The sequence below is a fragment of the Bradyrhizobium sp. Ken01 genome, from assembly GCF_055807355.1.
This window is the reverse complement of the sequence record NZ_JBVVPC010000002.1, coordinates 16,325-42,814: the sequence shown is the minus strand read 5'-3', so window position 1 is coordinate 42,814 and position 26,490 is coordinate 16,325. Positions and strand designations below refer to the sequence as shown.

At 64.6% G+C, this 26,490-nt stretch carries 22 protein-coding genes and 1 pseudogene; 10 read left to right on the top strand and 13 right to left on the bottom strand.

Annotated features, from left to right (window positions below; all coding sequences use genetic code 11):
- Window positions 1-307 precede the first annotated feature (307 nt).
- Window positions 308-1,459, top strand: a complete 1,152-nt coding sequence (rnd, locus tag AC0L3S_RS02155; RefSeq protein ID WP_473257126.1) for a ribonuclease D — start codon at window positions 308-310, stop codon at window positions 1,457-1,459.
- Between the two features lie 188 nt (window positions 1,460-1,647).
- Here the strand turns inward: rnd and AC0L3S_RS02150 are convergent, their stop codons facing one another.
- From AC0L3S_RS02150 to AC0L3S_RS02130, 5 genes are all read right to left on the bottom strand, one after another.
- Window positions 1,648-3,030 carry an aspartate aminotransferase family protein gene (locus AC0L3S_RS02150; RefSeq protein ID WP_473257128.1) on the bottom strand — a complete coding sequence of 461 codons (1,383 nt, stop codon included), beginning with the start codon at window positions 3,028-3,030 and terminating at the stop codon, window positions 1,648-1,650.
- Window positions 3,031-3,188: 158 nt separating this feature from the next.
- Window positions 3,189-3,359, bottom strand: coding sequence for a hypothetical protein (locus AC0L3S_RS02145; protein ID WP_473257130.1), 171 nt, complete (start codon window positions 3,357-3,359; stop codon window positions 3,189-3,191).
- Window positions 3,360-3,389: 30 nt separating this feature from the next.
- The gene (locus tag AC0L3S_RS02140; protein WP_473257133.1) at window positions 3,390-3,953 is read right to left on the bottom strand and encodes an isochorismatase family protein; all 564 of its coding nucleotides are present in this window, start codon (window positions 3,951-3,953) and stop codon (window positions 3,390-3,392) included.
- A 25-nt stretch (window positions 3,954-3,978) separates the two neighbouring features.
- On the bottom strand, window positions 3,979-4,599 hold the full coding sequence (locus tag AC0L3S_RS02135; RefSeq protein ID WP_007591919.1) for a GNAT family N-acetyltransferase: 621 nt from the start codon (window positions 4,597-4,599) through the stop codon (window positions 3,979-3,981).
- The gene (locus AC0L3S_RS02130) at window positions 4,586-5,203 is read right to left on the bottom strand and encodes a hypothetical protein (protein WP_473277949.1); all 618 of its coding nucleotides are present in this window, start codon (window positions 5,201-5,203) and stop codon (window positions 4,586-4,588) included. The genes AC0L3S_RS02135 and AC0L3S_RS02130 overlap by 14 nt, the downstream gene beginning before the upstream one ends.
- Window positions 5,204-5,274: 71 nt before the next feature.
- Here AC0L3S_RS02130 and AC0L3S_RS02125 point away from each other — a divergent pair, with 71 nt between their 5' ends.
- Window positions 5,275-6,315 (top strand): LysR family transcriptional regulator, encoded by a 1,041-nt coding sequence (locus AC0L3S_RS02125; RefSeq protein ID WP_473277948.1) that lies wholly within the window; start codon window positions 5,275-5,277, stop codon window positions 6,313-6,315.
- Between the two features lie 79 nt (window positions 6,316-6,394).
- Here the strand turns inward: AC0L3S_RS02125 and AC0L3S_RS02120 are convergent, their stop codons facing one another.
- Window positions 6,395-7,543 carry an autotransporter outer membrane beta-barrel domain-containing protein gene (locus AC0L3S_RS02120; RefSeq protein ID WP_473277947.1) on the bottom strand — a complete coding sequence of 383 codons (1,149 nt, stop codon included), beginning with the start codon at window positions 7,541-7,543 and terminating at the stop codon, window positions 6,395-6,397.
- A gap of 378 nt (window positions 7,544-7,921) precedes the next feature.
- Between AC0L3S_RS02120 and AC0L3S_RS02115 the strand changes: the two genes are divergently transcribed.
- Window positions 7,922-8,128 (top strand): cold-shock protein, encoded by a 207-nt coding sequence (locus AC0L3S_RS02115; RefSeq protein ID WP_007591938.1) that lies wholly within the window; start codon window positions 7,922-7,924, stop codon window positions 8,126-8,128.
- A 95-nt stretch (window positions 8,129-8,223) separates the two neighbouring features.
- Here the strand turns inward: AC0L3S_RS02115 and purN are convergent, their stop codons facing one another.
- Entirely contained in the window at window positions 8,224-8,877 is a 654-nt protein-coding gene (purN, locus tag AC0L3S_RS02110; RefSeq protein ID WP_473277946.1) for a phosphoribosylglycinamide formyltransferase, read from the bottom strand.
- A 14-nt stretch (window positions 8,878-8,891) separates the two neighbouring features.
- Window positions 8,892-9,965, bottom strand: coding sequence for a phosphoribosylformylglycinamidine cyclo-ligase (gene purM / locus AC0L3S_RS02105; protein WP_473257148.1), 1,074 nt, complete (start codon window positions 9,963-9,965; stop codon window positions 8,892-8,894).
- Between the two features lie 155 nt (window positions 9,966-10,120).
- Between purM and AC0L3S_RS02100 the strand changes: the two genes are divergently transcribed.
- From AC0L3S_RS02100 to ppx, 4 genes are all read left to right on the top strand, one after another.
- Complete coding sequence (locus AC0L3S_RS02100) at window positions 10,121-10,663, top strand: CDP-alcohol phosphatidyltransferase family protein (RefSeq protein WP_027569696.1); 543 nt, start codon at window positions 10,121-10,123, stop codon at window positions 10,661-10,663.
- 93 nt (window positions 10,664-10,756) lie between these two features.
- Window positions 10,757-11,434, top strand: a complete 678-nt coding sequence (locus AC0L3S_RS02095; protein ID WP_473277945.1) for a P-loop NTPase family protein — start codon at window positions 10,757-10,759, stop codon at window positions 11,432-11,434.
- Window positions 11,435-11,562: 128 nt separating this feature from the next.
- On the top strand, window positions 11,563-13,755 hold the full coding sequence (locus AC0L3S_RS02090; RefSeq protein ID WP_473277944.1) for an RNA degradosome polyphosphate kinase: 2,193 nt from the start codon (window positions 11,563-11,565) through the stop codon (window positions 13,753-13,755).
- A 15-nt stretch (window positions 13,756-13,770) separates the two neighbouring features.
- A complete protein-coding gene (gene ppx, locus AC0L3S_RS02085) occupies window positions 13,771-15,273 on the top strand; it encodes an exopolyphosphatase (protein WP_473277943.1) in 1,503 nt (500 codons plus the stop codon).
- A gap of 58 nt (window positions 15,274-15,331) precedes the next feature.
- Here ppx and AC0L3S_RS02080 read toward each other — a convergent pair whose 3' ends face one another.
- Together AC0L3S_RS02080 and ndk are read right to left on the bottom strand one after the other, a co-directional pair.
- Window positions 15,332-16,192 (bottom strand): TerC family protein, encoded by an 861-nt coding sequence (locus tag AC0L3S_RS02080; protein ID WP_473257156.1) that lies wholly within the window; start codon window positions 16,190-16,192, stop codon window positions 15,332-15,334.
- A 44-nt stretch (window positions 16,193-16,236) separates the two neighbouring features.
- The gene (ndk, locus tag AC0L3S_RS02075; protein ID WP_007591953.1) at window positions 16,237-16,659 is read right to left on the bottom strand and encodes a nucleoside-diphosphate kinase; all 423 of its coding nucleotides are present in this window, start codon (window positions 16,657-16,659) and stop codon (window positions 16,237-16,239) included.
- Between the two features lie 311 nt (window positions 16,660-16,970).
- Between ndk and AC0L3S_RS02070 the strand changes: the two genes are divergently transcribed.
- The 3 genes from AC0L3S_RS02070 (at window position 16,971) to AC0L3S_RS02060 (ending at window position 19,559) form a co-directional block, all read left to right on the top strand.
- Entirely contained in the window at window positions 16,971-17,234 is a 264-nt protein-coding gene (locus AC0L3S_RS02070; RefSeq protein WP_473257158.1) for a sulfur globule protein precursor, read from the top strand.
- 217 nt (window positions 17,235-17,451) lie between these two features.
- Window positions 17,452-17,625 (top strand): hypothetical protein, encoded by a 174-nt coding sequence (locus tag AC0L3S_RS02065; RefSeq protein ID WP_473257161.1) that lies wholly within the window; start codon window positions 17,452-17,454, stop codon window positions 17,623-17,625.
- Window positions 17,626-17,696: 71 nt separating this feature from the next.
- On the top strand, window positions 17,697-19,559 hold the full coding sequence (locus tag AC0L3S_RS02060; RefSeq protein ID WP_473277942.1) for an ABC-F family ATP-binding cassette domain-containing protein: 1,863 nt from the start codon (window positions 17,697-17,699) through the stop codon (window positions 19,557-19,559).
- 154 nt (window positions 19,560-19,713) lie between these two features.
- On the opposite strand, the gene AC0L3S_RS02055 is transcribed toward AC0L3S_RS02060, so the two are convergent.
- From AC0L3S_RS02055 to AC0L3S_RS02045, 3 genes and pseudogenes are all read right to left on the bottom strand, one after another.
- Complete coding sequence (locus tag AC0L3S_RS02055; RefSeq protein ID WP_473257166.1) at window positions 19,714-21,168, bottom strand: HlyD family type I secretion periplasmic adaptor subunit; 1,455 nt, start codon at window positions 21,166-21,168, stop codon at window positions 19,714-19,716.
- Window positions 21,155-23,286 (bottom strand): annotated as a pseudogene (locus AC0L3S_RS02050) (type I secretion system permease/ATPase). The gene AC0L3S_RS02055 and the pseudogene AC0L3S_RS02050 overlap by 14 nt, the downstream one beginning before the upstream one ends.
- A gap of 280 nt (window positions 23,287-23,566) precedes the next feature.
- A complete protein-coding gene (locus AC0L3S_RS02045) occupies window positions 23,567-26,413 on the bottom strand; it encodes a beta strand repeat-containing protein (RefSeq protein WP_473277941.1) in 2,847 nt (948 codons plus the stop codon).
- Window positions 26,414-26,490 lie beyond the last annotated feature (77 nt).

Genomic DNA, 26,490 nt, shown 5'->3' with positions numbered 1-26,490 from the left:
CCCGCCGCCGGTAACCACGAGAATTAACAGACCCTCAATTCGCCCTAGACAAGTTTAGCAATGTTTCCGAGGGGGTTTGCCGTGGATCTGTTGGTTTTCGAGTTCCTGGGGCTGGCGCTGGTCGCCATGTGCGTGGTCGTGGTGGCACTGCCTTGTGCGCGCAAACCCTCCCGGCGGGTCCGCTACGAATAGGATTTTCGTCGGAAAATGCGATTCCGGCCCAAATGCAAGGCTCGAATTCGCTTCGAGCCCCTTGACATCACAGCGCTTTCGGCAGAACGGCTGATGGACTTGTCATGGGCCGTTCATGGATTTGATTACCACCACCGCTGACCTTGCGGCTGCCTGCAGCCGGCTGGCCAAGCACCCCGTCATTACCGTCGATACCGAGTTCCTGCGCGAGACCACCTATTACCCGCTGCTGTGCGTGGTGCAGATGGCCAGCGCCGAGGAAGCGATCGTCATCGACACCCTGGCCGAGGGCATCGACCTCAAGCCGTTCTTCGAGCTGATGGGCAACGAGGGCGTGTTGAAGGTGTTCCACGCCGCCCGCCAGGACATCGAGATCATCTGGCATCAGGCCAATATCATTCCGCACCCGGTGTTCGACACCCAGGTCGCGGCGATGGTGCTCGGCTACGGCGACAGCATCGCCTACGACGCACTGGTCGAGAAGGTCACTGGACACCGCCCTGACAAAACCCACCGCTTCACCGACTGGTCGCGCCGGCCGCTGACCAAGGAGCAGATGCACTACGCCGTGTCCGACGTCACGCATTTGCGCGACGTGTTCGCAGCCCTCGATGCCGACCTCAAGAAGCGCCGGCGCAGCGAATGGGTCTCGATCGAGATGGAAGTCCTGACTTCGCCGAAGACCTACGACTTCCACCCCGAGCGTGCCTGGGAACGGCTCAAGACGCGGGTGCGCAAGCCCAAGGACCTCGCGGTCCTGATGGAGGTCGCCGCCTGGCGCGAGCAGGAGGCGCAGAGCCGCGACGTGCCGCGCGGCCGCGTGCTGCGCGACGAGGCCGTCAGCGACATCGCGACCCACGCGCCGAATACGATCGAGAAGCTCGCGAACCTGCGCTCGGTGCCGAAGGGTTTTGAGAAATCCAAATGGGGCGCCGACATCGTCGCCGCCGTCGAGCGCGGGCTGGCGCGGGATCACGCGACGCTGCCGAAGCTGGAAAAGCCGCGCAACAATAACAATGGCGCCGCGATCGTCGAGCTGTTGAAGGTGCTGCTGCGCATGACCGCGGAGCGCCATGCGGTCGCCAGCAAGGTGATTGCGACCGTCGACGACCTCGAGGAGATCGCGGCCGACGACGAGGCCGACGTGCCGGCGCTACGCGGCTGGCGCCGCGAGCTGTTCGGCGAGGCCGCCCTGAAACTGAAGCGCGGCGAGCTGGCGCTGGCGGTCGAGAAAGGCCGCGTGATCGGGGTTCAGCGGGCGGAATAGGCCCGATGCCTCCTTGTCGTCCCGGCGAAGGCCGGGATCCATTACCCCAGGGAGCAGTTTGGCGAAGACTCGTCGTTCGGGACTGCTACCACCCTTCTCGATAGATCACGCGGTATGGGTCCTGGCCTTCGCCAGGACGACACCGGGGGTGTGATAGAGCGCTCCGCTCACGCGTAAAGCGACGCCCCCTACGCCGGTGTCAGCTTCGCCACTTCGCCCTTCATGTCGTCCAGCACACCTGAAATCGCCGCGACCAGCTCGTCGATCTGGGCCTTGGTGACGATCAGCGGCGGGCAGATGGCGATGGCGTCGAGCATGTTGCGCGAGATCACGCCGCGCTCCTGCAGCATGCGGCTTGCCATGCCGCCGACGGCGCCCGGTGTTGCCGCTGCGGTCTTGCGCGCCTTGTCCAGCACCAGTTCGATCGCAGCGATCATGCCGACACCGCGGACCTCGCCGACCAGCGGATGGCCGGTGAGTTCACGCAGCTTGCCTTGCATGTAGCCACCGAGCTCGGCGGCATGCGCCACCAGACCCCGCTCCTCGATGATTTTCAAGTTCTCCAGCGCAATCGCCGAGCCGACCGGATGGCCGCCCGCGGTGAAGCCGTGGCCGAGCACGCCGATCTTGTTGCTCTCATCGGCGATCGGCTCGAACATGCGATCGTTCATCATGATGGCCGATAGGGGGAAATAGCTCGAGGTGATCTGCTTGGAGACCACGATCGCGTCGGGCTTGATGCCGTAGGTTTCGCAGCCGAACATCTTGCCGGTGCGGCCGAAGCCGCAGATGACCTCGTCGGCGACCAACAAGATGTCGTACTTGTTCAGCACCTTCTGGATCTTGTCCCAATAGGTCGCCGGCGGCACGATGACACCGCCCGCGCCCATCACCGGCTCACCGAAGAAGGCTGCGATCGTGTCCGGCCCCTCCTTCTGGATCAGCGCGTCGAGTTCCTCGGCCCGCCGGGTCGCGAACGCCTCCTCACTCTCGCCCGGCGCGCCGTCCTTGTAGAAATGCGGCGAGCCCGTGTGCAGGATGTTGGGGAGCGGCAGGTCGAAAGAGCGGTGGTTGTTCGGCAGCCCGGTGAGGCTGGCGGACGCAATGGTGACGCCGTGATAGGCGCGCATCCGGCTGATCACCTTCTTGCGCTGTGGCTGGCCGAGCGCATTGGAGCGATAGGCAATCAACTTCAGAACGGTGTCGTTGGCCTCCGAGCCGGAGTTGGTGAAGAACACCTTGCTCATCGTAACAGGCGCGAGCGCGACCAGCTTCTCGGCAAGATCGATCGAAGGCCCGTGCGATTTGGCGGAGAACGTGTGATAGAATGGCAGCGCCTGCATCTGCTTGTGCGCGGCGTCGACCAGCCGCTTCTCGTTGAAGCCGAGCCCGACGCTCCATAGGCCTGCCATCGCCTCGAAATAGCGCTTCCCCGACGCGTCGAACACGTAAGGGCCCTCGCCGCGTTCGATCACCAGGGGACCGGCCTCCTGATGGGCGCGCGCGTTGGTGTAGGGATGGAGCTGGTAGGCCACATCCCGGGCCTCTTGCGAATTGGGCAACATGGACATTTGCGGGCATCCTTGAAAGCGTCACGTCGCCGGCGCGGCCAGCGTCATCACTCGATGATCCAGTTCCTTGGCTATTGCCACAGCGCAGAACTTGCAACGTCAATTCGTCGGCAGCAAGCGCTCAGCAGCGTTGCACAAAGCCGCACATCGGGCCGCTGTCACGCCGCGCCCTCGTCATTCCCATCGTTATCGGCAGCAGCGGCTTCCCGCACCTCCACCAGCGCCATCGAGAGCAGATACACCGTCGTGGGAAGACCAAGACGGCGCGCCGCCTCGGCGGCACGCGACAGGTCGCTTGCCAGCTCCTCGAGCTGATCTCCCCGTGACAATGTCCCACTCCGTCCGTCGATCGCGGCCGCCTACACCGCAACGGCGCCGCTGGTTCTGATCAGTTCGGCGCTGGACTGGATTGTAGCAAAATTTCCGATCACATTCACTACCGCATGCTTGTAGGCGGCAGCATCGGCAGTCCCCGGCTGCCGGCAAGCGACCGCGTCGGCCACCACCTGGAAGCGATGGCTGCGATGAAACCCGTCGACAGCGGTGGCCAGGACAGTTTCGTCCAGGGAAAAGCCCGCGAGCACGCAACGGACATTGCGGATATTGGACATGTAGTCCACAAAACGCGCCGAACTGTAGGCCGACGGCAGCGGGTGCTCGAAAGTCATTTCTCCCGGCCGCGGCTTCGCCTCCGCGATCCAATCGGTCAGCCTGGATGCCGGATTGAACCAGGCCGCCTGCGCGATGCGCTTCAGATGCATCACCGGCCAGAGATTGTCGCGCCACAGCGTCAGCAGTTCCACGCAGCGCGCCGTGGCGGCATCGCCGTCGAGGATGACGTGACGACGTCCGGGGGTCAGATATTCGACCTGGAGATCCGCGCAGACCAGGATCGGCGGATCGTCGGTGATGGAAACCAGCATGGTTTTGCGCGCAGCTGCACCAGTTTCAACGGCCAGCGAGCGCGACGTCCCGCAGCGGCGACGTCACGGCCCGTCCTGCCGAGGCGTCGAGCACGCCCGGCCGGTCCCAATCGCCCTCGGGGCGGATGATCACGTACGGATCGCTGTCCAGCGTAATGGCATCCGGGCCCGGCTCGATCTCCAGCAGCATTTCCGTGTAGGAGAAGTCGGAGAAAGTGATCTTGCGATTGTGGCCAAGCGGCTTGGCGCCGAAATGGGCCCAGAAATCGACCAGCCGGTCCTGCGCCTGGCCGTAGATCTTGCGAAAGCCCTTGCGCTTCACATAATCGACGCTCGCCTGTACCAGCTTGAACGAGACCCGCGACCGCCGATATTGGTGCCGCACCGCAAGCCGTTCCACCTTGGCGAAGTCGCCGAAGAACCGCACCCGCAGACAGCCCGCAGGCTCGTTGCCGACATAGCCGATGAAATGCGCGGCGACCATGTCGTTGCCGTCGAACTCCTCATCGAACGGGCAATCCTGCTCGGCGAGATAGACGGCTGAGCGGATCGAGGTGACCAGCATGAGATCGCTGAGATCGCGCGCGAGGCGAATGGTGATGGCGCGGGAATCGGGCTTCGCGAGAGGAATCCTAGTACCATGCATCTGCAAAACTCCTTGCTTGGATGATCGCGCCCGGCATGCGCATCGGCTGCCGATGCCATGGCCGCTCGTAGCACCAGAGGTCGGGCTGGAAGCTTGGAACAGGCTCGAATCCTGTCGCCTTCATGATATCGCGGCCGGCCACGGTTGACGGCTGCGCATAGCAATCCGCGTTGCGAAACCTTAGCTGTCTAAGATGAGCCGCGGCCTTGCCGAGACCAGCGACGCCGCGCCCCGTCGCCGCGATCGCCCAGATGTAGATAGCGGAAACGTCTTCCTTCGCGGACGCGAGATGGCGCGTCTCCGGCGCGGTGAGGCAGATCTCGTCGAGCAGCAGCGCATCATGCCCGCGATCGTTGAGAAACAGGAAGGCCATGCCGCCGACAAGGTTGCCCTTCCGGCTGAAAGTCAGGATGCTCTCGGGGTCGAAGGCGAAATATTTTGCAAGCTCGGCCGCCCCGATCCGAACGCCCGGCACCAGCCGGTGCGCCAACTGCGACAGCGCGGCGATTTCGGAAAGTTGGGCGCGACGGACGTCGACATCCGGACTGAGCGGCAGCGCGTCGAAATCATGCCTTGCGGCAAACGAGCCCCTTTCCATACCCATATCACCCCTCTATCGTTCGCGGCTTTCGTGCCCCGCTATGACCAAGAGCTTAGCGGCTGGGGATCAGGCGTATGCAGCAGTTATTGCACCGGGGTGCTGCGATGATGCAGCACCGTGAAGAAGCCCTGGATATGTCCTGGGACGATTTGAAACTATTTTTAGCTTGCGCAAAATATAAAAGTTTCCGCAACGCCGCCGAGGAGCTCGGGCTCACCTCCACCACCCTGATGCGCAGGATCGACCGGCTCGAAGAGAGCATCGACTGCAAGCTATTCCTGCGCGACCAGAGCGGGCTCACACTCAGTGACGAAGGCAGCGCGATGATCGCCGACGTCGCGCATATGGAGCGTCATGCCTTCAACGTGTTCCGGCGTGCCTCGCGATCGTCGAATGACATGTCAGGCACAGTGCGCGTCGCGGTGACGGAAGGCCCCGGCAATTTCTGGATCCTGCCGCGACTGATCGACTTCCAGAAGACTTATCGCAAGATCACCGTCGACCTGCGCTGCGCGATGGAACAGGCCGACGTCGCGAGGCTCGAATCCGATATTGCGATCCAGCTCGAGCCGCCGACCAATCCCGATCTGATCGTCGCCAAGCTCGGCCGGCTGCACATCTATCCCTTCGTCTCCAAGGAGTACGAAAACCTCTACGGCGTGCCCGCGAGCCTGGCCGAGCTGAAGAACCACCGCATCATCAAGCAGAGCGCCCCGCAGGTCGACGACGGCGCTTACGCCCGCGTGCTCGGACTTAAGTCCCTGGAGGGCATTGTCGGGATCAAGACCAATTCCTCGGTCGGCGTGCTCTATGCGGTGGAGCGCGGCGCCGGCATCGGGTTCCTGCCGACAGTCTCGATCGCGCTCGGTGCCCCGCTCGTTGCCGTCGATCTCGGCGTCAGCCACCACGCCGATCTCTGGCTCACCTACCACAAGGAGTTCCGCGCCTCCGAGCGCCACAAGATCGTGGTCGATTGGCTGAAGAAAATCTTCGACCCCAAGATCCATCCCTGCTTCCGCGACGAGTTCATCCACCCGAACGCGCTGGCCCCGATGATGACGGCCGCGCGCGAGGGTTTTGGATTGACGGGATATGTCGCGGCAATGCCGACCTAAAGCCTGAGCATGATCTTTTCGGAAAACCGCTTCACAGTTTTCCGGATCCTGCTTTGGGCGGACGTGGGCAGGCTTCGCCTCACCACCGATGTTCGAAGCCGACCGTGCCCTGATGCGACGTCAGCTCGTTGCGGAACTTGCCGTCGTAATTGACGTAGAGCCGCGCCGTGTTGGTCAGGCTGAGCGAGGCCGAGGCGCCGGCATCCATGCCGTAGCGGCTCTCGCCGATACCGGGCACGACGATGCTCTGGGTCCCGAGGCTGACCTGCACTGATCCCAGGTTCTGATGGAAATTGTCGACGAACTTGCCATAGGCGGACAGGTCCAGGATCTTCTGGTCGAAGATAAAGTAGCGCCCGACCTCGGCTCCGATCATGACGCGCCCGCGCGAGAGCGCCGTCGAGCCGACATTGAGTGGATCGAGGCCGCCAACCTCCTGGAACGCGACGCTGGTGGCGCGGACATATTCCAGTGCGCCTTTGGGCACGATGCGCATCTGGTCCTTGGTCCAGTAATAGCTGATCTCGGTCAGCGCACCGTCGACTGCGGCACGATAACCTGCGGTCGCAAGTCCCAGGCCGGTATCCCGGCTGGAGCGGACCTTGCCGAAGCCGTGCACCAAAGCGAACGCCCAGGTCCAGGGACCCTTGTCGACCGAGCCGCTGAAGCCGAGTTGCGTCAGGTCCAGCGTCGCGGATTGAAGTGCGAGCGGCACGTCGATGTCGGTGTGGCTCTGGTCGACGGAGAAGCCGAGATTGACACCCGGCGCGAGCCGCGCGCCAAAGCCTGCGACACCGCCAAACGTCTTGCGTTTGTCGCCGACAAAGTCTCCTTGCGCATCTGTCCGGACCGAGATGCCGTAGCCCTCGAACCAGGTGCGGTAGCGCGGATCTTCCGTGCTCGCCGATGCGCCGCCGCCGCCGGGATTGGTCCGAAACGCCCGGTTGACGCCGCCAGACGCCTGGTTGCCGAGCCGCTCCAGGAAATTCGAGCCGAGATTGAGCGCGCTGTTGCCGGCCGACTGGTCGTGATTGGTCGCTGTCGGCATCGGAATCGGCGTCGGTGACGGCGTGGGTGTCGGGGTCGGCGTGGGCGTCGAACTTTGCGCAAAGCCTGATGTTGTCGACAGCACCATGATGAGAGCAAACGCCACGGCAGCCGCGATCCAGCGGACGCGGTTCAGCCTGATCGCCTGCCGTGTCTCTGAGGGCTGCGAAATGCAGCACATGGCGACAAATCCCGAAGCAAAGGGCGGCGCGCAAAAATGCAACAGGAGCTGCGCACGCGTGCCGCGATTTGTGCCGAACTGTTACTGAGGGTCAACCGGCTGGCGCGTCCAGGCAAAGGCATTGCTTCCGATTGTGGTTCCGCGGCCACAGGTCGCAAATTGCGGTCGGGTACTCCGGTCGGGCTCTTGAAATTCGCGCGCGGCTTGCTAACGGGCGATTTTCATGTTGCAATATCGGACACAATCGGAATTGGCCGCTCGACTGTGCGTTTCGCGACATTGAGACTCAAGACTCGAACAGACTACCGGAAGCCCGTTTGTGGCGTGGCACGCGAAAAGCGGCCGCGTCGTTTTTGTATCTAGCGGAGGAGACTGAGGATGCCGCAAAAGGGCACCGTCAAATGGTTCAACCCGACCAAGGGCTATGGGTTCATCAAGCCGAACGGCAGTGACAAGGACGTCTTCGTCCACATCTCCGCCGTCGAGCGCGCCGGACTCTCGACCCTCAATGAAAATCAGGTGGTTGAATACGACCTCGTGGAGAACCGCGGCAAGGCATCCGCGGAGAACCTCAAGGTTTCCTGATTTCTCTCGCGGTCTGCGCAAGAGATCATGACGTTGCCCCCGGCTCTGCCGGGGGTTTTTGTTTGGGATGGGAAGTTTCCGAGTGCGACGGCGCTTCACCGCACCAACGGCGCAACCAGAAAATTCTCCGACGGCCCGCTGCCGGCGGTCTTGCACACATCGCCCTCGATCCGGACCTTGCCGGTCGCGAGCAGGCTCAGTGCTGCGGGATAGATGCGGTGCTCGACTTCGAGGATACGCTCCGACAGCGTGGCCGCGGTATCGTGATCGCTCACAGGCACCGCGCCCTGCATCACGATCGGGCCGGCGTCGGTCTCGGGGATCACGAAGTGCACTGTCGCGCCGGACAGCTTGACGCCGGCGCGCAACGCCTGGCCGTGCGGGTCGAGACCGGGGAAGGACGGCAGGAGCGAGGGATGGATGTTGAGCATCCGCCCGTACCACGCCTTGGTGAATTCGGCCGTGAACAGGCGCATGAAGCCGCCGAGGCAAATCAGCTCGATGCCGTGCTGATCGAGCGCTGCTTGCAGCACCTTCTCGAATCCGGCGCGGTCCTTGCCGAACGGCTTGCTTTCGATCACCAGCGTCTTCACGCTGCTCGCTTTGGCCCTTTCCAGCCCCTGCGCATCGGCCTTGTTCGAGATGACGAGCGAAATCTCCGCCGGAAAATCCGGCGCGGCCGCGCCCTTGATCAGCGCAGCCATGTTGGAGCCACGGCCGGAAATCAGGATGGCGACGCGGCGTTTCATCACAGCGCCGGTCACTACAGCGCCATATCGAGATGGCCGTTATAGACGACGCGGTGCTCGCCCTCGGCCGGGATCACAGTGCCGAGCTGTGCCACGGTCTCGCCGGCATCGGCGAAGACCTCGACGACCTCTTCGACCTTGTCCGGCTCGACGATCGCGATCATGCCGATCCCGCAATTGAAGGTCCGCAGCATTTCGAGCTCGGCGATGCCGGCCTGCGCGGCCAGCCATTTGAACACCGGCAGCACCGGCAGGCGCGCCAGATCGATACCGACTCCGAGATGCTTCGGCAGCACGCGCGGAATGTTGTCGGTGAAGCCGCCGCCGGTGATGTGGGCGAGCCCCTTCACCGCGCCGGTCTCGCGGATCGCGCGCAGGCAGGATTTGACGTAGAGACGTGTCGGCGTCAGCAGCGCGCCGCCGAGCGTCATGACGGGCGCAAACGGCGCCTGCGCTCCGAAGCCGAGGCCGGATTGTTCCACGATCTTGCGCACCAGCGAGAAACCGTTGGAGTGCACGCCCGACGAGGCGAGCCCGATCACGGCATCGCCGGCGGCGATGTCCTTGCGCGGCAAGAGCGTGCCCCGCTCCGCGGCGCCGACGGCAAAGCCACCGAGGTCGTAGTCGCCGTCCTTGTAGAGGCCGGGCATCTCGGCCGTCTCGCCGCCGATCAGGGCGCAGCCGGATTCGCGGCAGCCTTCGGCGACACCGGCGACGATCGACGCGGTCGCCTCCGGATCGAGCTTGCCGCAGGCAAAATAGTCCAGAAAGAACAGCGGCTCGGCGCCCTGCACCACGAGGTCGTTGACACTCATGGCGACGAGGTCGATGCCGATCCCGCCATGCAGGCCGGTCTCGATCGCGATCTTGACTTTGGTGCCGACGCCATCGGTCGCGGCCACCAGGATGGGATCCTTGAAACCGGCCGCCTTGAGATCGAACAGGCCGCCGAATCCGCCGATTTCGGCGTCGGCGCCGGGACGTGCGGTTGCGCGCACCATCGGCTTGATCAGGTCGACCAAGCGGTTGCCCGCGTCGATATCGACGCCTGAATCGGCGTAAGTGAGGCCGTTTTTGCGGTCGGTCATGCCCGATTTCCAGTGGGTTTGCGGCTGGTTACGTCGAATTCCGGGGACGCGCAATGGCTCGCATGGCGCGCCTCCGTATACTATGTAGAGATATCAACCGGTTCAGCCTCCAAAGGGCCGAATTCGAGGTCAGGCCGGGTGCCGGGAAGCGCCGTGTGAGTATACCGAACATCATTACTTTGGGCCGCATCATGCTGGTCCCGATCATCGTCTGGGCCATCGTGTCGAGCCAAATGGAGGTGGCGTTCGCCGTCTTCCTGATCGCCGGTATCAGCGACGCGGTCGACGGCTTCCTTGCCAAGCGCTTCAACATGACGAGCGAGCTCGGCGCTTTGCTCGACCCGCTCGCCGACAAGGCGCTGCTGGTCTCGATCTACATGGCGCTGGGCATCTGGGGCGCGATTCCGCGCTGGATCGTCATCCTGGTGGTCTCGCGCGACATCATGATCGTCGCTGCCGTGATCATATCGTGGCTGTTCGACCGGCCTGTGGAGATGAAGCCCTCGAAGGTATCCAAGCTCAACACTGTGGCCCAGGTGGCGTTCGCGGCGCTGGTGCTGGCCGCCCTCGCCTTCGGCTTCAAAGCCGGTCCTTATGATATCATCCTGATGGGCCTCGTCACGGTCTTCACGCTTTCCTCCGTGTCGCTCTATCTTGTCGAGTGGTTGCGGCACATGAGCACGATCGAGGCCAAATGAGTTGGGAAGCGGCCCCGCAAAAGGCCAACTCCCGCTCGATCAAGTCGCATCTCTTCAAACGAAGCCGGCACGCCGGCACGGAGCAAAGCAAGCGTGCCAGGCCGCGTTCATCCCCGACAATTGGCGTTTTCGCTTCCGCATGCGGAGAGCCTGAGCCGGGACAATTTCCTTGAGGGCCCCGTCAACGCCGCCGGCCTTGCCCTCATCGACGCCTGGCCGGAATGGCCGAATCGGATCATGTGGCTGGCCGGCCCGGAAGGAAGCGGCAAGAGCCATCTCGCCGCGATCTGGGCCGAGGCTTCAGGCGCCCGCTCGACCACGGCCAATGGGCTGACCGCCGAGGCCGTCCCGGCTGCGCTCGCCACTGGCGCGCTGGTGGTCGAGGATCCCAAGGCCGGGCAATTCGACGAGCGCGCCCTGTTCCATCTGATGAATCTGGCCCGCGAGGACGGCGCCTACGTCCTCTTCACCGGACGCGAGGCGCCCGCTTCTCTCGAGATCGAACTCGCCGACCTGCGCTCGCGGCTCCGCGCCGTCCCCGTTGTCTCGCTGCTGCCGCCTGACGACCAGCTCTTCCGCGGCCTGATCGTCAAATTCTGCACCGACCGCCAGCTCGCGGTGGACGAGAGCGTGGTCAGCTACCTCGCCACTCGCCTGGAGCGGTCCTCGGCCGCCGCCCGACGGGCTGTGGACCTGCTGGACAGCGAGGCCCTGCGCCTCGGCCGCCCCGTCACAAGGGCGCTGGCGGCCGAGCTGCTCCGGGATGTCTGACCAAGGCGGCTTGACGCGGCCGGGCGGCGGAACATCAATGTCATCGAAACGTCATCGCTCTAACACATGCTCCCGCGGGTTTTGCGCGTAAGTCGCAAATTGGGGCGAACTGGATGGATCGACTTCTGATGGATTCTGCGCAAGCTATTGAAGTTAAAGAGAAAGCCCAGGAAGCCGAGGGCCCGCCTGCGATCGCATCGAACCCTGAGCGGTTCATCAATCGCGAGCTCTCCTGGCTGCACTTCAACCGCCGCGTCCTGGAGGAATCGGTCAATCCCAGCCATCCCATGCTGGAGCGGGTGCGATTCCTGTCGATTTCAGCGAACAACCTCGACGAGTTCTTCATGGTCCGCGTCGCCGGCATCAAGGCCCAGGTGCGCGAGGGCATTGCCGAGCGCAGCCCCGACGGTCTGACGCCGTCCGAGCAGCTCGCGCTGATCAACCGAACCGTCTCGCAGCTCGCCTCCGACCAGCAGGCAATCTGGCGCGACCTGCGCGGCACGCTCGCCGACGAGGGCATCGTGCTGGTCGAGGGCAAGGAAGTCACCAAGGCGGAACGAACCTGGGTCGAGGACTACTTCCTCAGCAACGTGTTCCCGCTGCTGACACCGCTTGCGATCGACCCGGCCCACCCCTTCCCGTTCATTCCGAGCCTCGGCTTCACCATCGCGCTCCAGCTCACGCGCGCCGCCGATGGCAAGCAGATGAACGCGCTGATCCGCATGCCCGGCAAGATCGACCGCTTCATCCGCCTGCCGGCCGAGGGCAAGGTGGTTCGGCTGATCTCGCTGGAGCAGGCCACCGCGCTGTTCATCAACCGCCTGTTCCCCGGCTACAATCTGCACGGCCAGGGCGCCTTCCGTGTCATCCGCGACTCCGAACTCGAAATCGAGGAAGAGGCCGAGGATCTCGTCCGCCTGTTCGAGACTGCGCTGAAGCGCCGCCGCCGCGGCTCGGTGATCCGGCTCGAGATCGACGCCAAGATGCCGGAGCAGCTGCGCAGCTTCGTGCAGCATGCGCTGTCGACCGCCGACGACGAGGTGTTCCTGGTCGACGGCGTGCTCGCCATGAACGAGCTCTCGCAACTCACCCGTCTCGACCGGCCTGACCTCGAATTCACCCCTTACGTGCCGCGCCATCCCGAGCGCGTGCGCGAGCAAGGCGGCGACATCTTCGCTGCGATCCGGCAGAAGGATCTCGTCGTCCATCACCCCTATGAATCCTTCGACGTGGTGGTGCAGTTCCTCCAGCAGGCGACGCGCGACCCCGACGTCGTCGCCATCAAGCAGACGCTCTACCGCACCTCCAGCAACTCGCCGATCGTGCGCGCGCTCGTGGAAGCCGCCGAAGCCGGCAAATCCGTGACCGCGCTGATCGAGCTGAAGGCGCGCTTCGACGAGGAGGCCAACATCCGCTGGGCGCGCGACCTCGAACGCGCCGGCGTGCAGGTCGTCTACGGCTTCCTCGAACTGAAGACGCACGCAAAGCTGTCGATGGTGGTGCGGCGCGAGGGCGGCAGCCTCACAACCTACGTCCATACCGGCACCGGCAATTACCACCCGGTGACCGCGCGCATCTACACCGACCTCTCCTACTTCACCTCGGATCCAACCATCGGCCGCGACGCTGCCCGCGTGTTCAACTTCATCACCGGCTATGCCGCGCCGAGCGACCTGGAAAAGATGGCGGTGTCGCCGCTGACCTTGCGCAAGCGCATCATCGAGCACATCCAGGGCGAGACCGCGCATGCACGGCACGGGCGGCCCGGTGCGGTCTGGATGAAAATGAACGCGCTGGTCGACCCCGACATCATCGATGCGCTCTACGAGGCTTCACAGGCCGGCGTGCAGGTCGAGCTCGTGGTGCGCGGTATCTGCTGCCTACGGCCCGGCATTCCCGGCCTGTCGGAGAACATCCGCGTCAAGTCGATCATCGGACGATTCCTCGAACACGGCCGAATTTACTGCTTCGGCATGGGCCAGGGCCTGCCGAGCGCGAAAGCGGCTGTGTATATCTCCTCGGCTGACATGATGCCGCGCAACCTCGACCGCCGCGTCGAGGTGCTGTGTCCGCTGCAAAATCCCACGGTGCATCAGCAGGTTCTCGAACAGATCATGGTCGCGAATCTCAAGGACAATGAACAGAGCTGGCAATTGTTGCCGGACGGGTCCTCAACGCGTATGAAGACCGCGAAGGGCGAGGAGCCTTTCAACGTCCACAACTACTTCATGACAAATCCGAGTCTGTCTGGCCGTGGTAAGTCGCTCAAGGAATCCTCGCCGCGCCGCCTCACGCGCCGTAATGAACGTCATCAATCCTGATCCGGGATCGTCGACGTGAAGCGGCCGCGCAAGCGCGGCTCGAGCGTCGCGGTCATCGACATCGGCTCCAACTCGGTCCGGCTCGTCGTCTACGAGGGGCTGACGCGGAGCCTCATTCCCATCTTCAACGAGAAGACGCTGTGCGGTCTCGGGCGCGAGGTGCAGAGCACGGGACTGCTTGCGCCCGACGCCGTCGACAAGGCGCTGACCTCGCTCAAGCGCTTCCGTGCGCTGTGCCGAGTGATGCAGGTCGGACGGGTGTTTGCGATTGCGACCGCCGCCTGCCGCGACGCCTCCAACGGCCCCGACTTCATCGCCAAAGCCGAGCGCATCTGCGCGGTGAAGATCGAGATCCTGTCGGGCCCGCGCGAGGCGCGGCTGTCGGCGCTCGGCGTGATCTCCGGCATCCACCATCCCGACGGCATCGTCGGCGATCTCGGCGGCGGCTCGCTCGAACTGATCGACGTGCGCAAAAACACCGTGCGCAGCGGCGTGACGCTGCCGCTCGGCGGCCTCGCGCTGCAGGACCTCGCGCATAAATCCCTGAAACGCGCCGACCGCATCGTGCGCGAAGCGCTCGACGGGGTGCCGCAGCTCACCGCGGGCCGCGGCCGCAGCTTCTACGCCGTCGGCGGCACCTGGCGCGCGCTTGCGCGCATCCACATCATCCAGAGCGGCTATCCGCTCCAGGTGATGCACGGCTATTCGATTTCGGCGGCCGAGGCGCTCGATTTTTCCCGCCGCCTGCGCCGGCTTGCGGCCGCCGGCATGCTCGCCGACATCGAGATCGTCGCCGATGCCCGGCGCCCGCTCCTCACCTATGCCGCACTGGTGCTCGAGCACATCATTCGGGTGGCGAAGCCGAAGACCATCGTGTTCTCGACCTTCGGCGTACGCGAGGGCCTGCTGCACGAGAAGCTGCCGGAGTCCGAACGCAACAAGGACGGACTGATCTGCGCGGCCGAGGAGCTGAACCAGCTGCTGTCGCGTTCGGCCAAGCACGCGCGCGAGCTGATCGCCTGGACCGACCGCCTCGCGCGCGTGGTGAAGTTGCGCGAGACCGAGGAGGACCGCCGTCTGCGCCATGCCGCGTGCCTGCTGTCCGACATCGGCTGGCGCGTGCATCCCGATCATCGCGGCGAGCAGACGCTGAGCCTCGTCGTCAACGGCAATTTCGGCGCAATCACCCACACCGAGCGCGCCTTCGTCGGCCTGTCCGTGTTCTATCGCTATGCGGGCCTCAGCGAGGAGAACCAGCCGCCGGTCGCCATGCAGGAGCTGCTGACGCCGGCGCAGCTCGAACGCGCCCGCCTGCTGGGCGCGGCCTTCCGCGTCGCGCATCTGATCTCGGCGGCACGTCCGGGCGTCTTGCCCGCGACGCATTTCCGCAGCATGGGCCGCAAGCTGTTGCTGGTGTTCGAGCACCGCCTCGGCGATCTCGTCGCGGATCGCGTCGGCAGCCGCTTCCGCGCGCTCGCCCGCCTGATCAACCGCGCCGGCTCGATCGTCCGGCGCTAGCGCAAGCTCCGGAAAGCGTGAAGCGCTTTTCCGAAAACATCATGCTCAAAAGGTAAGTCTACTCCGCCGAGGCCTTGGCGTGGCGCTCGGAGGACTCCAGCGCGGCCGCGCTCATGCTGCGCCGGCGCCAGATGGAGCCGCCGACCAGAACGACGACGACGCCGAGAGCTGCGCAGAGATATTCGCCGCCTCCGCCGCCATGGGCGAATTGCGGCGGGATGCGGAAGGCGCCGAGCATGTTGTCCAGCGACGCGCCGAACGGACCGTCAAACAGCGTGTGCAGCCTCGGCGCGATGCCGGGATCGGTCGCAATCACCTCGCCCGCGATCCAGCCGAGCAGTGCCGCGCCGGCCCACACCAGAACCGGCAGCTTCGCGAGCAGCGCCATGATCAGCGCCGCGCCGGCGACGATCAAGGGCACGCTGATGGCAAGGCCGAGCACCAGCAAGGGCGCGCTGCCATTGGCGGCCGCGGCCACCGCAATGACGTTGTCCAGGCTCATGACGATGTCGGCGACGACGACGATCTGCACGGCCTGCCACAGATGCGAAGCCGACTCGACGCCGTCCTCGTCCTCCTGCTCCGGCACCAGCAGCTTTGCCGCAATCACGATCAGCGCAAGACCACCGACCAGCTTGAGGTACGGCAGCTCCATCAGGCTCGCGACGATGCCCGTGAAGATGATCCGCAGCAGCACCGCGGCGCCGGCACCGAGGATCATGCCCCACAGCCGATGCCGCGGCTTGAGGCCGCGGCAGGCGAGCGCAATCACCAGCGCATTGTCGCCGGACAAGAGGATGTTGATCCAGATGATCTTGCCGACCGCGACCCAGAAGGTCGGTTCGGCCATCTCAACGCGGAACTGGGTGAAGAATGCCCCGATCGTAGCGGGATCGAAGATCTGCCAGAGCCAGTTCACACTACGTCCTTTCGCCGCGTCTCGTTACCTGATCGGCTGACGGATCAGCCGACGATCTCGTTGCCCGAGAAGAACTGCGCGATCTCGATCGCGGCGGTCTCCGGCGCATCCGAACCGTGCGCGGAGTTCTCGCCGATCGACTTTGCGTAGAGCTTGCGGATGGTGCCGTCAGCCGCCTTGGACGGATCGGTCGCGCCCATCACGTCGCGATACTTGGAGACGGCACCCTCGCCTTCCAGCACCTGGACCACCACGGGGCCAGACGTCATGAAGTCCACGAGCTCACCGAAGAAGGGGCGCGCCTTGTGGACCGCATAGAAGGTCTCGGCCTGTTCCTTGGTCATGCGGATGCGCTTCTGCGCGACGATGCGCAGGCCCGCCTTCTCGATCACGGCGTTAACCGCCCCGGTAAGGTTACGCGCGGTGGCGTCGGGCTTAATGATCGAGAAGGTGCGTTCGATGGCCATGATGTTGTCCTTGAAGAGAAAACGGTGGTTCGGAGTTGCCGGGCTTATATCGGCGCCTTCGCCATACGGCAAGCGACCGCCAAAACCGGCTCGCGGGCGCTTCGCCGCAGGCCCGGGGGTTCGAATGCCAACATGGATTACGACGATTTCACCCAGATGAACCCAATCTGAAGGCCGCGTCAGGGTTTGGTTCAGCCTCGCCCGGATAATCTCAGGTCCATCGAAACCAAAGCCTCCTCCTGAGGTGGACCGTTTCGGCGGCCTTTCCATCGACGCGATAGCCCCGCGCCGGCAGTTTTGAGGAGATCACCATGTTGAGGAAACTTTCGCTCGCCGCCGTCGCCGCGGTCGCGCTTGGTGCCGCGCTGGCGCCGACCTCCGCGTCCGCTCATTGGCATGGCGGCGGCGGCGGCTGGCACGGCGGCGGTGGCTGGCACCACGGCCACGGCTGGGGTGGACCGCGCTTTTATGCCCGCGGCCCCGTCGTCTCCTACGGCTATGGCGGCTGCTATGTGCGCCGGCTGGTCCCGACCCCCTGGGGACCCCGCTGGCGGATGATCAACCGCTGCTACTGAGCCCGACAGCACCTTTCCAAAGGTACCTGAGCCCCCAGGTACCTTCCAAGCGAAGCCCCGGCGTCCCCCAGCGCCGGGGCTTTGTATTCGGAGCGGGATATCAAACGGCTTCACACAATTTTTGCTAGAAGGCCGCGCAATCGCCGCGAGTGGCGAAACCATTTGGGGGCCAAGGACTTGGTACCGTGTCGCTTCTTTGAGAACACGGAACCCTGCGATGCCTGCCCTTTTCGCCGATGACAGCGAACAAATCGACCGGCGCACCAGCCGCTCGATCCGCGATGCGGTGGGCGAACGGCTCCAGCAGAGCCTGCGGCCCGAAGCCAGGCTGCCGACGCACCTCGAGCAACTCCTCAATGAGCTGAAGCAGCGCGAGCGCGAATCGCACTGAGTCGACGAGCACCGGCTTGCAGACACGGAAAAACGGGTTGCGTTTGATCGCGGGTGCGGTGACAAGGCCGCATGCTCTCCATCACCGATCTCTCGATCCGCCTCGCCGGACGCCTTCTGATTGACCAGAGTTCCGTGCAGATCACGCCCGGATCCCGCGTTGGCATGGTCGGTCGCAACGGCACCGGCAAATCGACCCTGTTCAAGGTGATCCGCGGCGAGCTCGCCGCCGAGCACGGCACGGTGACCCTGCCGCCCCGCTGGCGCGTCGGCAGCCTCGCGCAGGAAGCGCCGAACGGCCCCGAGAGCCTGATTTCGGTCGTGCTCAAAGCCGACCTCGAACGCGACGCGCTGCTCACCGAGGCCGAGCGCGCGACCGACCCGCACCGGATCGCCGAAATCCAGACCCGGCTGGTCGACATCGACGCGCATTCGGCACCGAGCCGTGCCGCCGCCATCCTCTCCGGCCTCGGATTCTCCGCCACCGATCAGCTCCGCCCCTGCGCCGAATTCTCCGGCGGCTGGCGCATGCGCGTTGCGCTTGCCGCAACGCTGTTCGCGGCTCCCGACCTGTTGCTGCTCGACGAGCCCACCAACTATCTCGACCTCGAAGGCACGCTGTGGCTCGAGGATCACCTCGCGCATTATCCGCGCACCGTGATCGTGATCAGCCATGACCGCGACCTGCTGGAAAGCTCGGTCGACCAGATCCTGCATCTGGAGCGCGGCAAGCTCACGCTTTACAAAGGCACTTACTCCTCCTTCGAGGAGCAGCGCGCCATGCGCGAGATGCTCGACGCCAAAGCGGTCAAGCGCCAGGAAGCCGAACGCGCCCGCTTGCAGGCCTTCGTCGACCGCTTCAAGGCCAAGGCCTCGAAAGCCCGCCAGGCGCAGTCCCGTGTGAAAATGCTGGAGCGGCTGAAGCCGATCACGGCGCTGGTCACCCAGGACGTACGCGAGATCAGCTTTCCCGCGCCGGAGAAAATCCTGTCGCCGCCGATCATCGCCGCCGACAACGTCGTGGTCGGCTACGATCCGAACACGCCCGTACTTAACCGCGTCACCTTGCGCGTCGACAATGACGACCGCATCGCGCTGCTTGGTTCCAACGGCAACGGCAAGTCGACGCTGGTGAAACTGCTCGCGGGCCGCCTCGCGCCGTTCTCGGGCAAGGTGACCCGCGCCGACAAGCTGTCGATTGCCTATTTCGCCCAGCACCAGCTCGACGAATTGAACGAGGATGCCTCGACCTACGACCACGTCCGCAAGCTGATGGGCGAGGCGCCCGAAGCGAAAGTACGCGCCCGCGCCGGCGCCATCGGTTTTTCCGGCAAGGCGGCCGACACCAAGGTCGGAAAATTGTCGGGTGGCGAGAAGGCGCGGCTCCTGCTGGGACTTGCGACCTTCTTCGGCCCCAACATGATCATCCTGGACGAGCCGACCAACCATCTCGACATCGACAGCCGCGCCGCGCTCGCAGAAGCCATCAACGAATTCCCCGGCGCGGTCATCATGGTCTCACACGACCGCTATCTGATCGAGTCCTGCGCCGATCAACTCTGGATCGTCGCCGACCGCACCGTGACCAATTACGACGGCGACCTCGACGAATATCGCCGTCTGGTGCTGTCCGCGCGCAATGGCGAGCCCGTCCCGCGCGAGCGCAACGCGGCGAGCGAGAAGCCGCAGCGTCCGAGATCGGACAATCGCGGCTCGCTGAAAAAACGCATCGCGGAAGCCGAAACCGAGATCGCCCGCGTCAGCGAGATCATCAGCAAAATCGACACGGCGCTGGCCCTGCCCGACATCTTCAGCCGCGACCCCAAGCAGGCCGCGCAACTGTCGAAAGCGCGCGCCAATGCGGCCGACGCGCTGGCGCGCGCCGAGGAGCAGTGGCTCGAGGCGAGCACGCAGTTCGACGAGGCGGCGGGTTGACGCCCCTATAAGGGCCGACATTAAAATCCGAAAAACAACCCCATGCACAGTACCGGTATTTTGCTACCCGGTAATTAGTCGTTGAATAACCTGTTCTTTGCCGCACCGACCGAGCCGGCCCGCATGGCGAAGCTTCGTCGGCATTATGCGGGAACTAGCGCTCCCGCATGATCTCGTGCCGGTAGCGCTGCAGCGGCGATAGCAGGTAGCTCAGGATGGTGCGCGAACCGGTCCTGATCTCGACGGTCACCGCCATTCCCGGCGACAGGTTGACGAGGCGGTCGTCCACCTGCATCTGGCTGCGATCGAGCGAGATGCGGGCGCTGTAGCTCAACTCCTGCCCGCTGGGCTCGCTGCTGTCGCGTTGCGTCCCAAGCGCACGGTCGCTCCCGCGCTCCTGAGGCCGGTCGCGAATGATGGCGTCCTGCGAGACGCTCAGGACCCGGCCTGCGAGAAGCCCGTAGCGGGTGAAATTGAAAGTGTCGATCTTGATGGCGGCGCCCTGCCCGACCTCGACAAATCCGATATCGCGGTTGGAGATCATCGCCTCGATCTCGAGCCGCGTATCGGTCGGCACGATCACCAGCAGCGACTGTGCGGGCGTGACCACGCCGCCCACAGTGTGGACCGCGAGCTGCTGCACGACGCCGTCGACCGGCGACGTCAGTTGCTGAAGCCTCGTCCTCTGCTGCGCCTTGATCAGATCGCGTGCGACGCCATTGGCTTTCTGTTCGCTCTTGGCAAGCTCGTCGGAGAGACTTTTCCTGTACTCGGCCAAGGCCTGAATGCGGGTCTCCCGGATCGCGGCGACGGCCGAATCGGCCTCCTTCAAGCGGCTGCTCTGGACGCGAAGCTCCTCTTGTTGCTCGATCTGGAGCTGGAGGGTCTCATAGTAGGTCAGCTTCGAGCCGATCTCCTTCTCCATCAGCGTCTTGCGAATCTCGACACGCTGCTGGGTGACCGGCAGCAACGCATCAAGCTTGTGAATCGTCGCCGCAATCGTCTGATGTTCGGCCTCCTTTTGCGCTTCCTGACGCGCCAGCGCCGCGAGCTTGGCCCTGTTCTCGCTGACCTGATTGGCGAGGAGCTGCCGTTGCGTCGCGACCAGCATGGGATCGGCGTCCTCTGGTACGACGAGATCGGCGGACGCCCCTTCGCCGCCCGTCAATGCGGCGCGGAGGCGCGCGACGTTGAGCCGCTCGGCCATGAGATCGTCGTGCAGACGATCGCGCTCCGCGGCGTTCACGGTCGGATCGAGCTCGATCAGCAGGTCGCCCGATTTGACCGATTGCCCGTCCTGCACGTGAATGGCGCGCACCACGCCGGTCTCGAACGGCTGGACCACCTTGCTTCGCCCGCTCGACACGACCTTGCCGGTTGCGGACGCCACGATGTCGATCGTGCCCCAAGCCGACCAGGCCAGCGCCGCGCAGACGAGAAGCATCAGGGCCATTGCGATGGCGCGGCCGATCGGCGACGGCGGGGTTTCCGTGATTTCCAGCGCCGCCGGCAGGAAGGCGACTTCCTCGGCGCGCCGACCCTTTCCATTCCGGAACGGGATCACGGTCTGCTCCGGCCGCGGGGCCGGCACAGTGCTAGCCGACCTCATAAATGCCTCCCTGGAGACGATGCAGGGCGGCGTAGCGGCCGCCGGTCTTGATCAGCGCATCATGCGTGCCGTCCTCGACCAGACGGCCGCGTTCCAGGGTGAAGATGCGATCGGCGCCGCGGACGGTGGACAGACGGTGCGCGATGATCAGGACCGTGCGGCCTTTCGCGATCTCCTTCATGTTGTCATGGATGATCCGCTCGCTCTCATAGTCGAGCGCACTGGTGGCTTCGTCGAAGATCAGGATCCGGGGATTGCCCACCAGCGCGCGGGCGATCGCAATGCGCTGGCGCTGCCCGCCCGAGAGCGTCGAGCCGCGCTCGCCGACCACCGTATCGTAGCCCTCGGGGAGCTCCAGAATGAAATCATTCGCGCCCGCCAGCTTCGCCGCGTCTATGATGCGGTCTATGGGCAGGCTCGGATCAGCCAGCGCGATGTTGTCGCGCACCGACCGGTTGAACAGCATGTTGTCCTGGAGCACGATTCCGATCTGCCGACGGAGCCCCGCCGGGTCGGTCGTCATCAGATCCATTCCGTCGACCAGCACGCGGCCGCCTTGCGGAACGTAGAGCCGCTGCACCAGCTTGGCGAAGGTGCTTTTGCCCGAGCCGGACGATCCGACGATGCCGACGGTTTGTCCGGCTGGAATGTCAAATGAGACATCGTGCAGGATCTCCGGCCCATCGAGCCGGTAGCGGAAAGAGACGTGCTCGAAGCGGATGTTGCCCCGGATCGGCGGCAGCCCCGCGCGGGCGGCGGAGTAAGCCGGCTCCGCCGCGCTGTTGAGGATGTCGCCGAGCCGCGCGATCGACAGTCGCGCCTGATGAAAATCCTGCCAGACCTGCGCGAGCCGCAGCACCGGGGCCGACACCCGCCCCGCGAAGATGTTGAAGGCCACGAGCTCGCCGACGGTCAAGGCGTCACCGATCACCAGTCTGGCGCCGACATAGAGAATGGCGGCGGTGACGACCTTGCTGACGAGCTGCACCAGCTGGCTTGCCGTGTTGCCGAGGCTGGTGACACCGAAGCTTGCGGAAACATAGCCGGCGAGCTGCTCTTCCCAGCGACGCTGCATCTGCGGCTCGACCGCCATCGCCTTCAGCGTTTCGATGCCGCTGACGCTCTCGACCAGGAAGGCCTGGTTCTCCGCGCCGCGGCGGAATTTCTCGTCCAGCCTGCGGCGAAACAGCGGCGTCGCCACGGCCGAGATCGCGATGTAGAACGGGAACGACGCCAGCACGATGAAGCTCATCTGCGCCGAATAGGCGAACATCACCGCGAGGAACACCGAGGTGAAGACCAGGTCGATGAGAAGCGTCAGCGACGAGCTGGTGATGAAATTGCGGATGTTCTCGAGCTCACGAACCCGCGCCACGGAATCGCCGACGCGCCTGGCCTGAAACCACGCCATCGGCAGCGCCAGAAGATGGTGGAACAGGCGTGCCCCGAGCTCGACGTCGATCCGGTTGGTCGTGTGCGCAAACAGGTAATTGCGCAGGATCCCGAGCACGGTGTCGAACAGGGAGACGACGACGAGGCCGATGACGAGGACGTCGAGCGTGGACAGTGAGCGGTGCACCAGAACCTTGTCGATCACGACCTGGAAGAACAGCGGCGAGACCAGCGCAAAAAGCTGGAGGAAGAACGAAGCCGCCAGCACCTCGCTCAGCAGCCGCCGGTATTTGCCGATCGCGCCGATGAACCAGGTGATATCGAAGTGCCGACCGAGGTCGGACAGGCCGGCGCGCCGGACCATCAGGATCAAGCCGCCGTCCCAGATCGCGCACAGCTCGTCGCGATCCATCAGCACCGGGCGCTAGCCTCCGGAGACTGCACCAGCACCTTGTCGGCGGAGGCCTTTGCGATGACCATGAAGCCGCCGTCCCGCAGCATCGCGATCGCAGGCAGCGGGGTGTCTGACAGACGGCTCCACTGCGTTCGATAGGTTCGCGCTTTAAGCCCGAGAGACCTGGCGCAGCGGACGATATCCGCTGCGCCGAAACTTGCTGCGCCGAGCCGGTGCCTGAGCTGCTCGCGATCGGCCGCAACACCCTGCAGATGCAGCAGCGTCAGCAACGCATCGAGCCCCGTATCGGTGGAGACCGCGTTCGTCGTCATGAGCGTTCTCCGGTCCGATGCAGCGAGAACGCAATGGCGTGAAGTCGAATCGAGCTTGGCCAGCAACAGCGCTCCATCCGTTCCCTCCCCCCTTGCGGGGGAGGGACAGGGAGGGGGGTGCCCCACGGGGATTGTTTCCGTCGTTCGGTCGCTATCACCCCATCTTCAACCATCGGCACCTTTTCCTGGGCTACCCCTCTCCCTAACCCTCCCCCACAAGGGGAGAGGGAACGCACCTCCGTCGGGGCGCTAGTGAGGCTCATCCCATCAGGCCTTATTGTCAGGCGTGCTGCGGCGGTGCGAGCACCTGACTCTGCGCCGCGTGCGGATCGGGCAGCGGCATCTCGCCGTTGCCCTCACCTGCCGGGACGAAGCTCGCCGCCATGGCCTGGTTGAGCAGCATCGCGGCCGCGAGCGCTCCGCCCTGGATGACGACGTTGTTGCCGGTGCCGCCGTCCAGGATGTCGAGGCCGCCGCCGCCGATCAGCACGTCATCACCGGCACCGCCCGCCAGCGTGTCGTTTCCGGGACTACCGATCAGCACGTCGTCGCCGTTGCCGCCATTGGCAACGAGCTGGATGCCGCCGTGCAAGCCGGAAGCCGTGATGACGTCGTCGCCATCGAGACCGTTGATGACGATCCTGTCGCCGGCGCCGGCATCGGTGATGTTGATGTCCTGGCCAAGCCCCGACACCGTGATGATGCCGTCGTGCTCGGTCACCGTGATGACGTCGTTGCCGCCGGTTGCGTTGATGGTCACGGTATCCGCGGCGCCGTCATTGGCGCCGAGATCGAGGTCGACCTGACTCACGCCGGTGCCGGAGAGGTCGCCGACCGTAATGTTGTCGGCACCGCCGAGGGCATTGAAGTCGACATGTTCGACCCCGTTCAGGTCCATCGCAATGGCGGCAACATCCCGCGTGAACAGCACCCGGCCGCCATTGGCCGAGATGTTGATGGTCTCGCTGATATTGGCGCCGTTGAATGCCAGCGTGTCGGTGCCCTTGCCGCCTTCGACGGTGTCGCTGCCGTCGCCGGGATTCCAGACGAAGGTGTCGTCGCCCGCGCCGAGATTGGCGAAATCGTTGCCACGTCCGCCGTTCACGATGTCGTTGCCGGCACTGCCGGTGATGGTGTCGTTGCCGTCGCCGCCGTTGATGTTGAGGATGAACGACTGTCCCGCCTTTATGGAAGACGCATCGATGACGTCATTGCCTTGTCCGCCGTTGATGCCGAGCACATCACCGGCGTCCGCATGCGCAATCGTCACCTGCGCAGCGAGACCGTTGACCACGATCGATCCGCCGGAGGTCAACACCGATATGTTGTCGTCACCGGTCGTGCCGTTCACGGTCACGCGGTCCGCCGCTCCGTCGCCGCTCTGGCTGCCGGGGCCGGCACTGAGGTCGATGGCAACCTGCGTGATTCCTGTCCCGGTCAGATCGTTGACGGTGATGTTGTCGGCGCCGCCTGCTGCCGCGATCTGCACGTGCTCGATGCCGTCGAGGTCCATGACGATAGCGCCGACGTCACGGGTGAGAAGCGCACGGGTTCCGTTCGCCGAGATCGACATGTTCTCGGCCACATTGGCGCCGTTGAACACCAGCGTATCGGTTCCCGTGCCGCCTTCGACAACGTCGCTGCCGTCACCGGGATTCCACGTGAAGATGTCGTCGCCCGCGCCGAGAAGCGCGACGTCATTGCCGCGGCCGCCGATGACCTTGTCGTTGCCGTCGCCGCCGATCAGGGTGTCGGCTCCCTGGCTGCCGGTGATGGTGTCGTTGCCCGCACCGCCGTCGATGGTCAGCCCGATCACCGCGCCGAGCGTAGATGCATCGATCACGTCGTTGCCGCCGAGCGCCTGCACGATCAGCCGGTCGTTGCCGGCCTCTGCATTTGCGATCGTCACGAGCTCCGGCAGCCCCGTGACCGTGACCGTTGTGCCCGTGGCCGTGACATCGATGTGCTGATTGCCGTTGCTGCCGTTGACGGTCACCGTATCAGCTGCGCCGTCGCCCTGCGTCCCTCCCGGAACGGCTCCGAGATCGACCAGCACCTGCTTGACGCCGGTCCCGGTGAGGTCGCCGACGTTGATGTTATCCGCCCCGCCCCGCGCATCGAATTCGATCTGCTCTACGCTGTTGAGATCCATCGTGATGTTGGCGACATCGCGGGTAAAGCGCACCCGGCCGCCATTGGCCGAGATGTCGATGGTCTCGTTGATGTTGGCGCCATTGAAAAGCAGCTTGTCGCTGCCCGATCCGCCTTCGACCGTGTCGCTGCCGTCACCGGGATTCCAGATGAAAGTGTCGTCGCCACTCCCGAGCTGGGCGACGTCGTTGCCGCGTCCGCCATTGACGATGTCGTCCCCGCTGCCGCCGATGATGAGGTCGTTGCCGTCGCCGCCGATGATCCTGTCGTTGCCGGCGCCGCCATCGAGCGTCAGCGAGATCAGGGTGCCGAGCCCGTTGCCCGCGGTGATGACATCGTCGCCGCCGCCACCGTGCACGACCAGATTTTCCGTCGTGCCGATGTCCAGCGAGAACGGCGCCGCGCCCGTCCCGTCGAGCCGCACACGGGTGCCGTTCGCCGTGATCGTGAACGTCTCGGCGGCGTTGCTTCCGTTGACCTGAGCCGTATCGTTGCCCTCACCACCCTCGAACAGGTTGGTGCCGCCGCCGGGATTCCAAATCATGACATCGTCGCCGGCCTCGCCGAACAGCTGGTTGTCGCCGCTGCCGCCGTCGAGGATGTCGTTACCCGCTCCGCCGAACAGCAGATCATTGCCGCCGCCGCCCTTGATCAAATCGTTGCCGGCCTGACCAAACAGGAGGTCGGCTCCCGAGCCGCCCGTGATCCTGTCATTGCCGTCGCCACCGAAGATGTGCACCGCCGGCATCGGGCCGTGGCATTCGTCGACGCTGATCGTGTCGTCACCGCCTTGACCGAAAATGTCGATCGCGGTGGTGTTGTCGACGGTGGGTTCGCCACCAACCGTTTTCACGTGCCCGTTATTGACCAGGATGCGGCCGGACTTGTCGCGACTTATCACGAGGCCGTTATTCGCGCTGTCGCCGAAAATGGTGAGCTGCCCCGTAACCGGGGAAAACACAGAGGTAATGGACATCCAAATGATCCTTCCGACCTAGCCCCTCCCCTCGGTGCGTAGCATTCGCGCACATGACATTCTTGAACCGTTGCTTG

What these genes read in the sequence shown, in the direction of transcription:
- rnd (WP_473257126.1), top strand. Translation starts at nt 308, where the DNA reads ATGGATTTGATTACCACCACCGCTGACCTTGCGGCTGCCTGCAGCCGG.
- AC0L3S_RS02150 (WP_473257128.1), bottom strand. Translation starts at nt 3,030, where the DNA reads ATGTCCATGTTGCCCAATTCGCAAGAGGCCCGGGATGTGGCCTACCAG.
- AC0L3S_RS02140 (WP_473257133.1), bottom strand. Translation starts at nt 3,953, where the DNA reads ATGCTGGTTTCCATCACCGACGATCCGCCGATCCTGGTCTGCGCGGAT.
- AC0L3S_RS02135 (WP_007591919.1), bottom strand. Translation starts at nt 4,599, where the DNA reads ATGCATGGTACTAGGATTCCTCTCGCGAAGCCCGATTCCCGCGCCATC.
- AC0L3S_RS02130 (WP_473277949.1), bottom strand. Translation starts at nt 5,203, where the DNA reads ATGGGTATGGAAAGGGGCTCGTTTGCCGCAAGGCATGATTTCGACGCG.
- AC0L3S_RS02125 (WP_473277948.1), top strand. Translation starts at nt 5,275, where the DNA reads ATGCAGCAGTTATTGCACCGGGGTGCTGCGATGATGCAGCACCGTGAA.
- AC0L3S_RS02120 (WP_473277947.1), bottom strand. Translation starts at nt 7,543, where the DNA reads ATGTGCTGCATTTCGCAGCCCTCAGAGACACGGCAGGCGATCAGGCTG.
- AC0L3S_RS02115 (WP_007591938.1), top strand. Translation starts at nt 7,922, where the DNA reads ATGCCGCAAAAGGGCACCGTCAAATGGTTCAACCCGACCAAGGGCTAT.
- purN (WP_473277946.1), bottom strand. Translation starts at nt 8,877, where the DNA reads ATGAAACGCCGCGTCGCCATCCTGATTTCCGGCCGTGGCTCCAACATG.
- purM (WP_473257148.1), bottom strand. Translation starts at nt 9,965, where the DNA reads ATGACCGACCGCAAAAACGGCCTCACTTACGCCGATTCAGGCGTCGAT.
- AC0L3S_RS02090 (WP_473277944.1), top strand. Translation starts at nt 11,563, where the DNA reads ATGGATTCTGCGCAAGCTATTGAAGTTAAAGAGAAAGCCCAGGAAGCC.
- ndk (WP_007591953.1), bottom strand. Translation starts at nt 16,659, where the DNA reads ATGGCCATCGAACGCACCTTCTCGATCATTAAGCCCGACGCCACCGCG.
- AC0L3S_RS02070 (WP_473257158.1), top strand. Translation starts at nt 16,971, where the DNA reads ATGTTGAGGAAACTTTCGCTCGCCGCCGTCGCCGCGGTCGCGCTTGGT.
- AC0L3S_RS02065 (WP_473257161.1), top strand. Translation starts at nt 17,452, where the DNA reads ATGCCTGCCCTTTTCGCCGATGACAGCGAACAAATCGACCGGCGCACC.
- AC0L3S_RS02060 (WP_473277942.1), top strand. Translation starts at nt 17,697, where the DNA reads ATGCTCTCCATCACCGATCTCTCGATCCGCCTCGCCGGACGCCTTCTG.
- AC0L3S_RS02055 (WP_473257166.1), bottom strand. Translation starts at nt 21,168, where the DNA reads ATGAGGTCGGCTAGCACTGTGCCGGCCCCGCGGCCGGAGCAGACCGTG.
- AC0L3S_RS02045 (WP_473277941.1), bottom strand. Translation starts at nt 26,413, where the DNA reads ATGTCCATTACCTCTGTGTTTTCCCCGGTTACGGGGCAGCTCACCATT.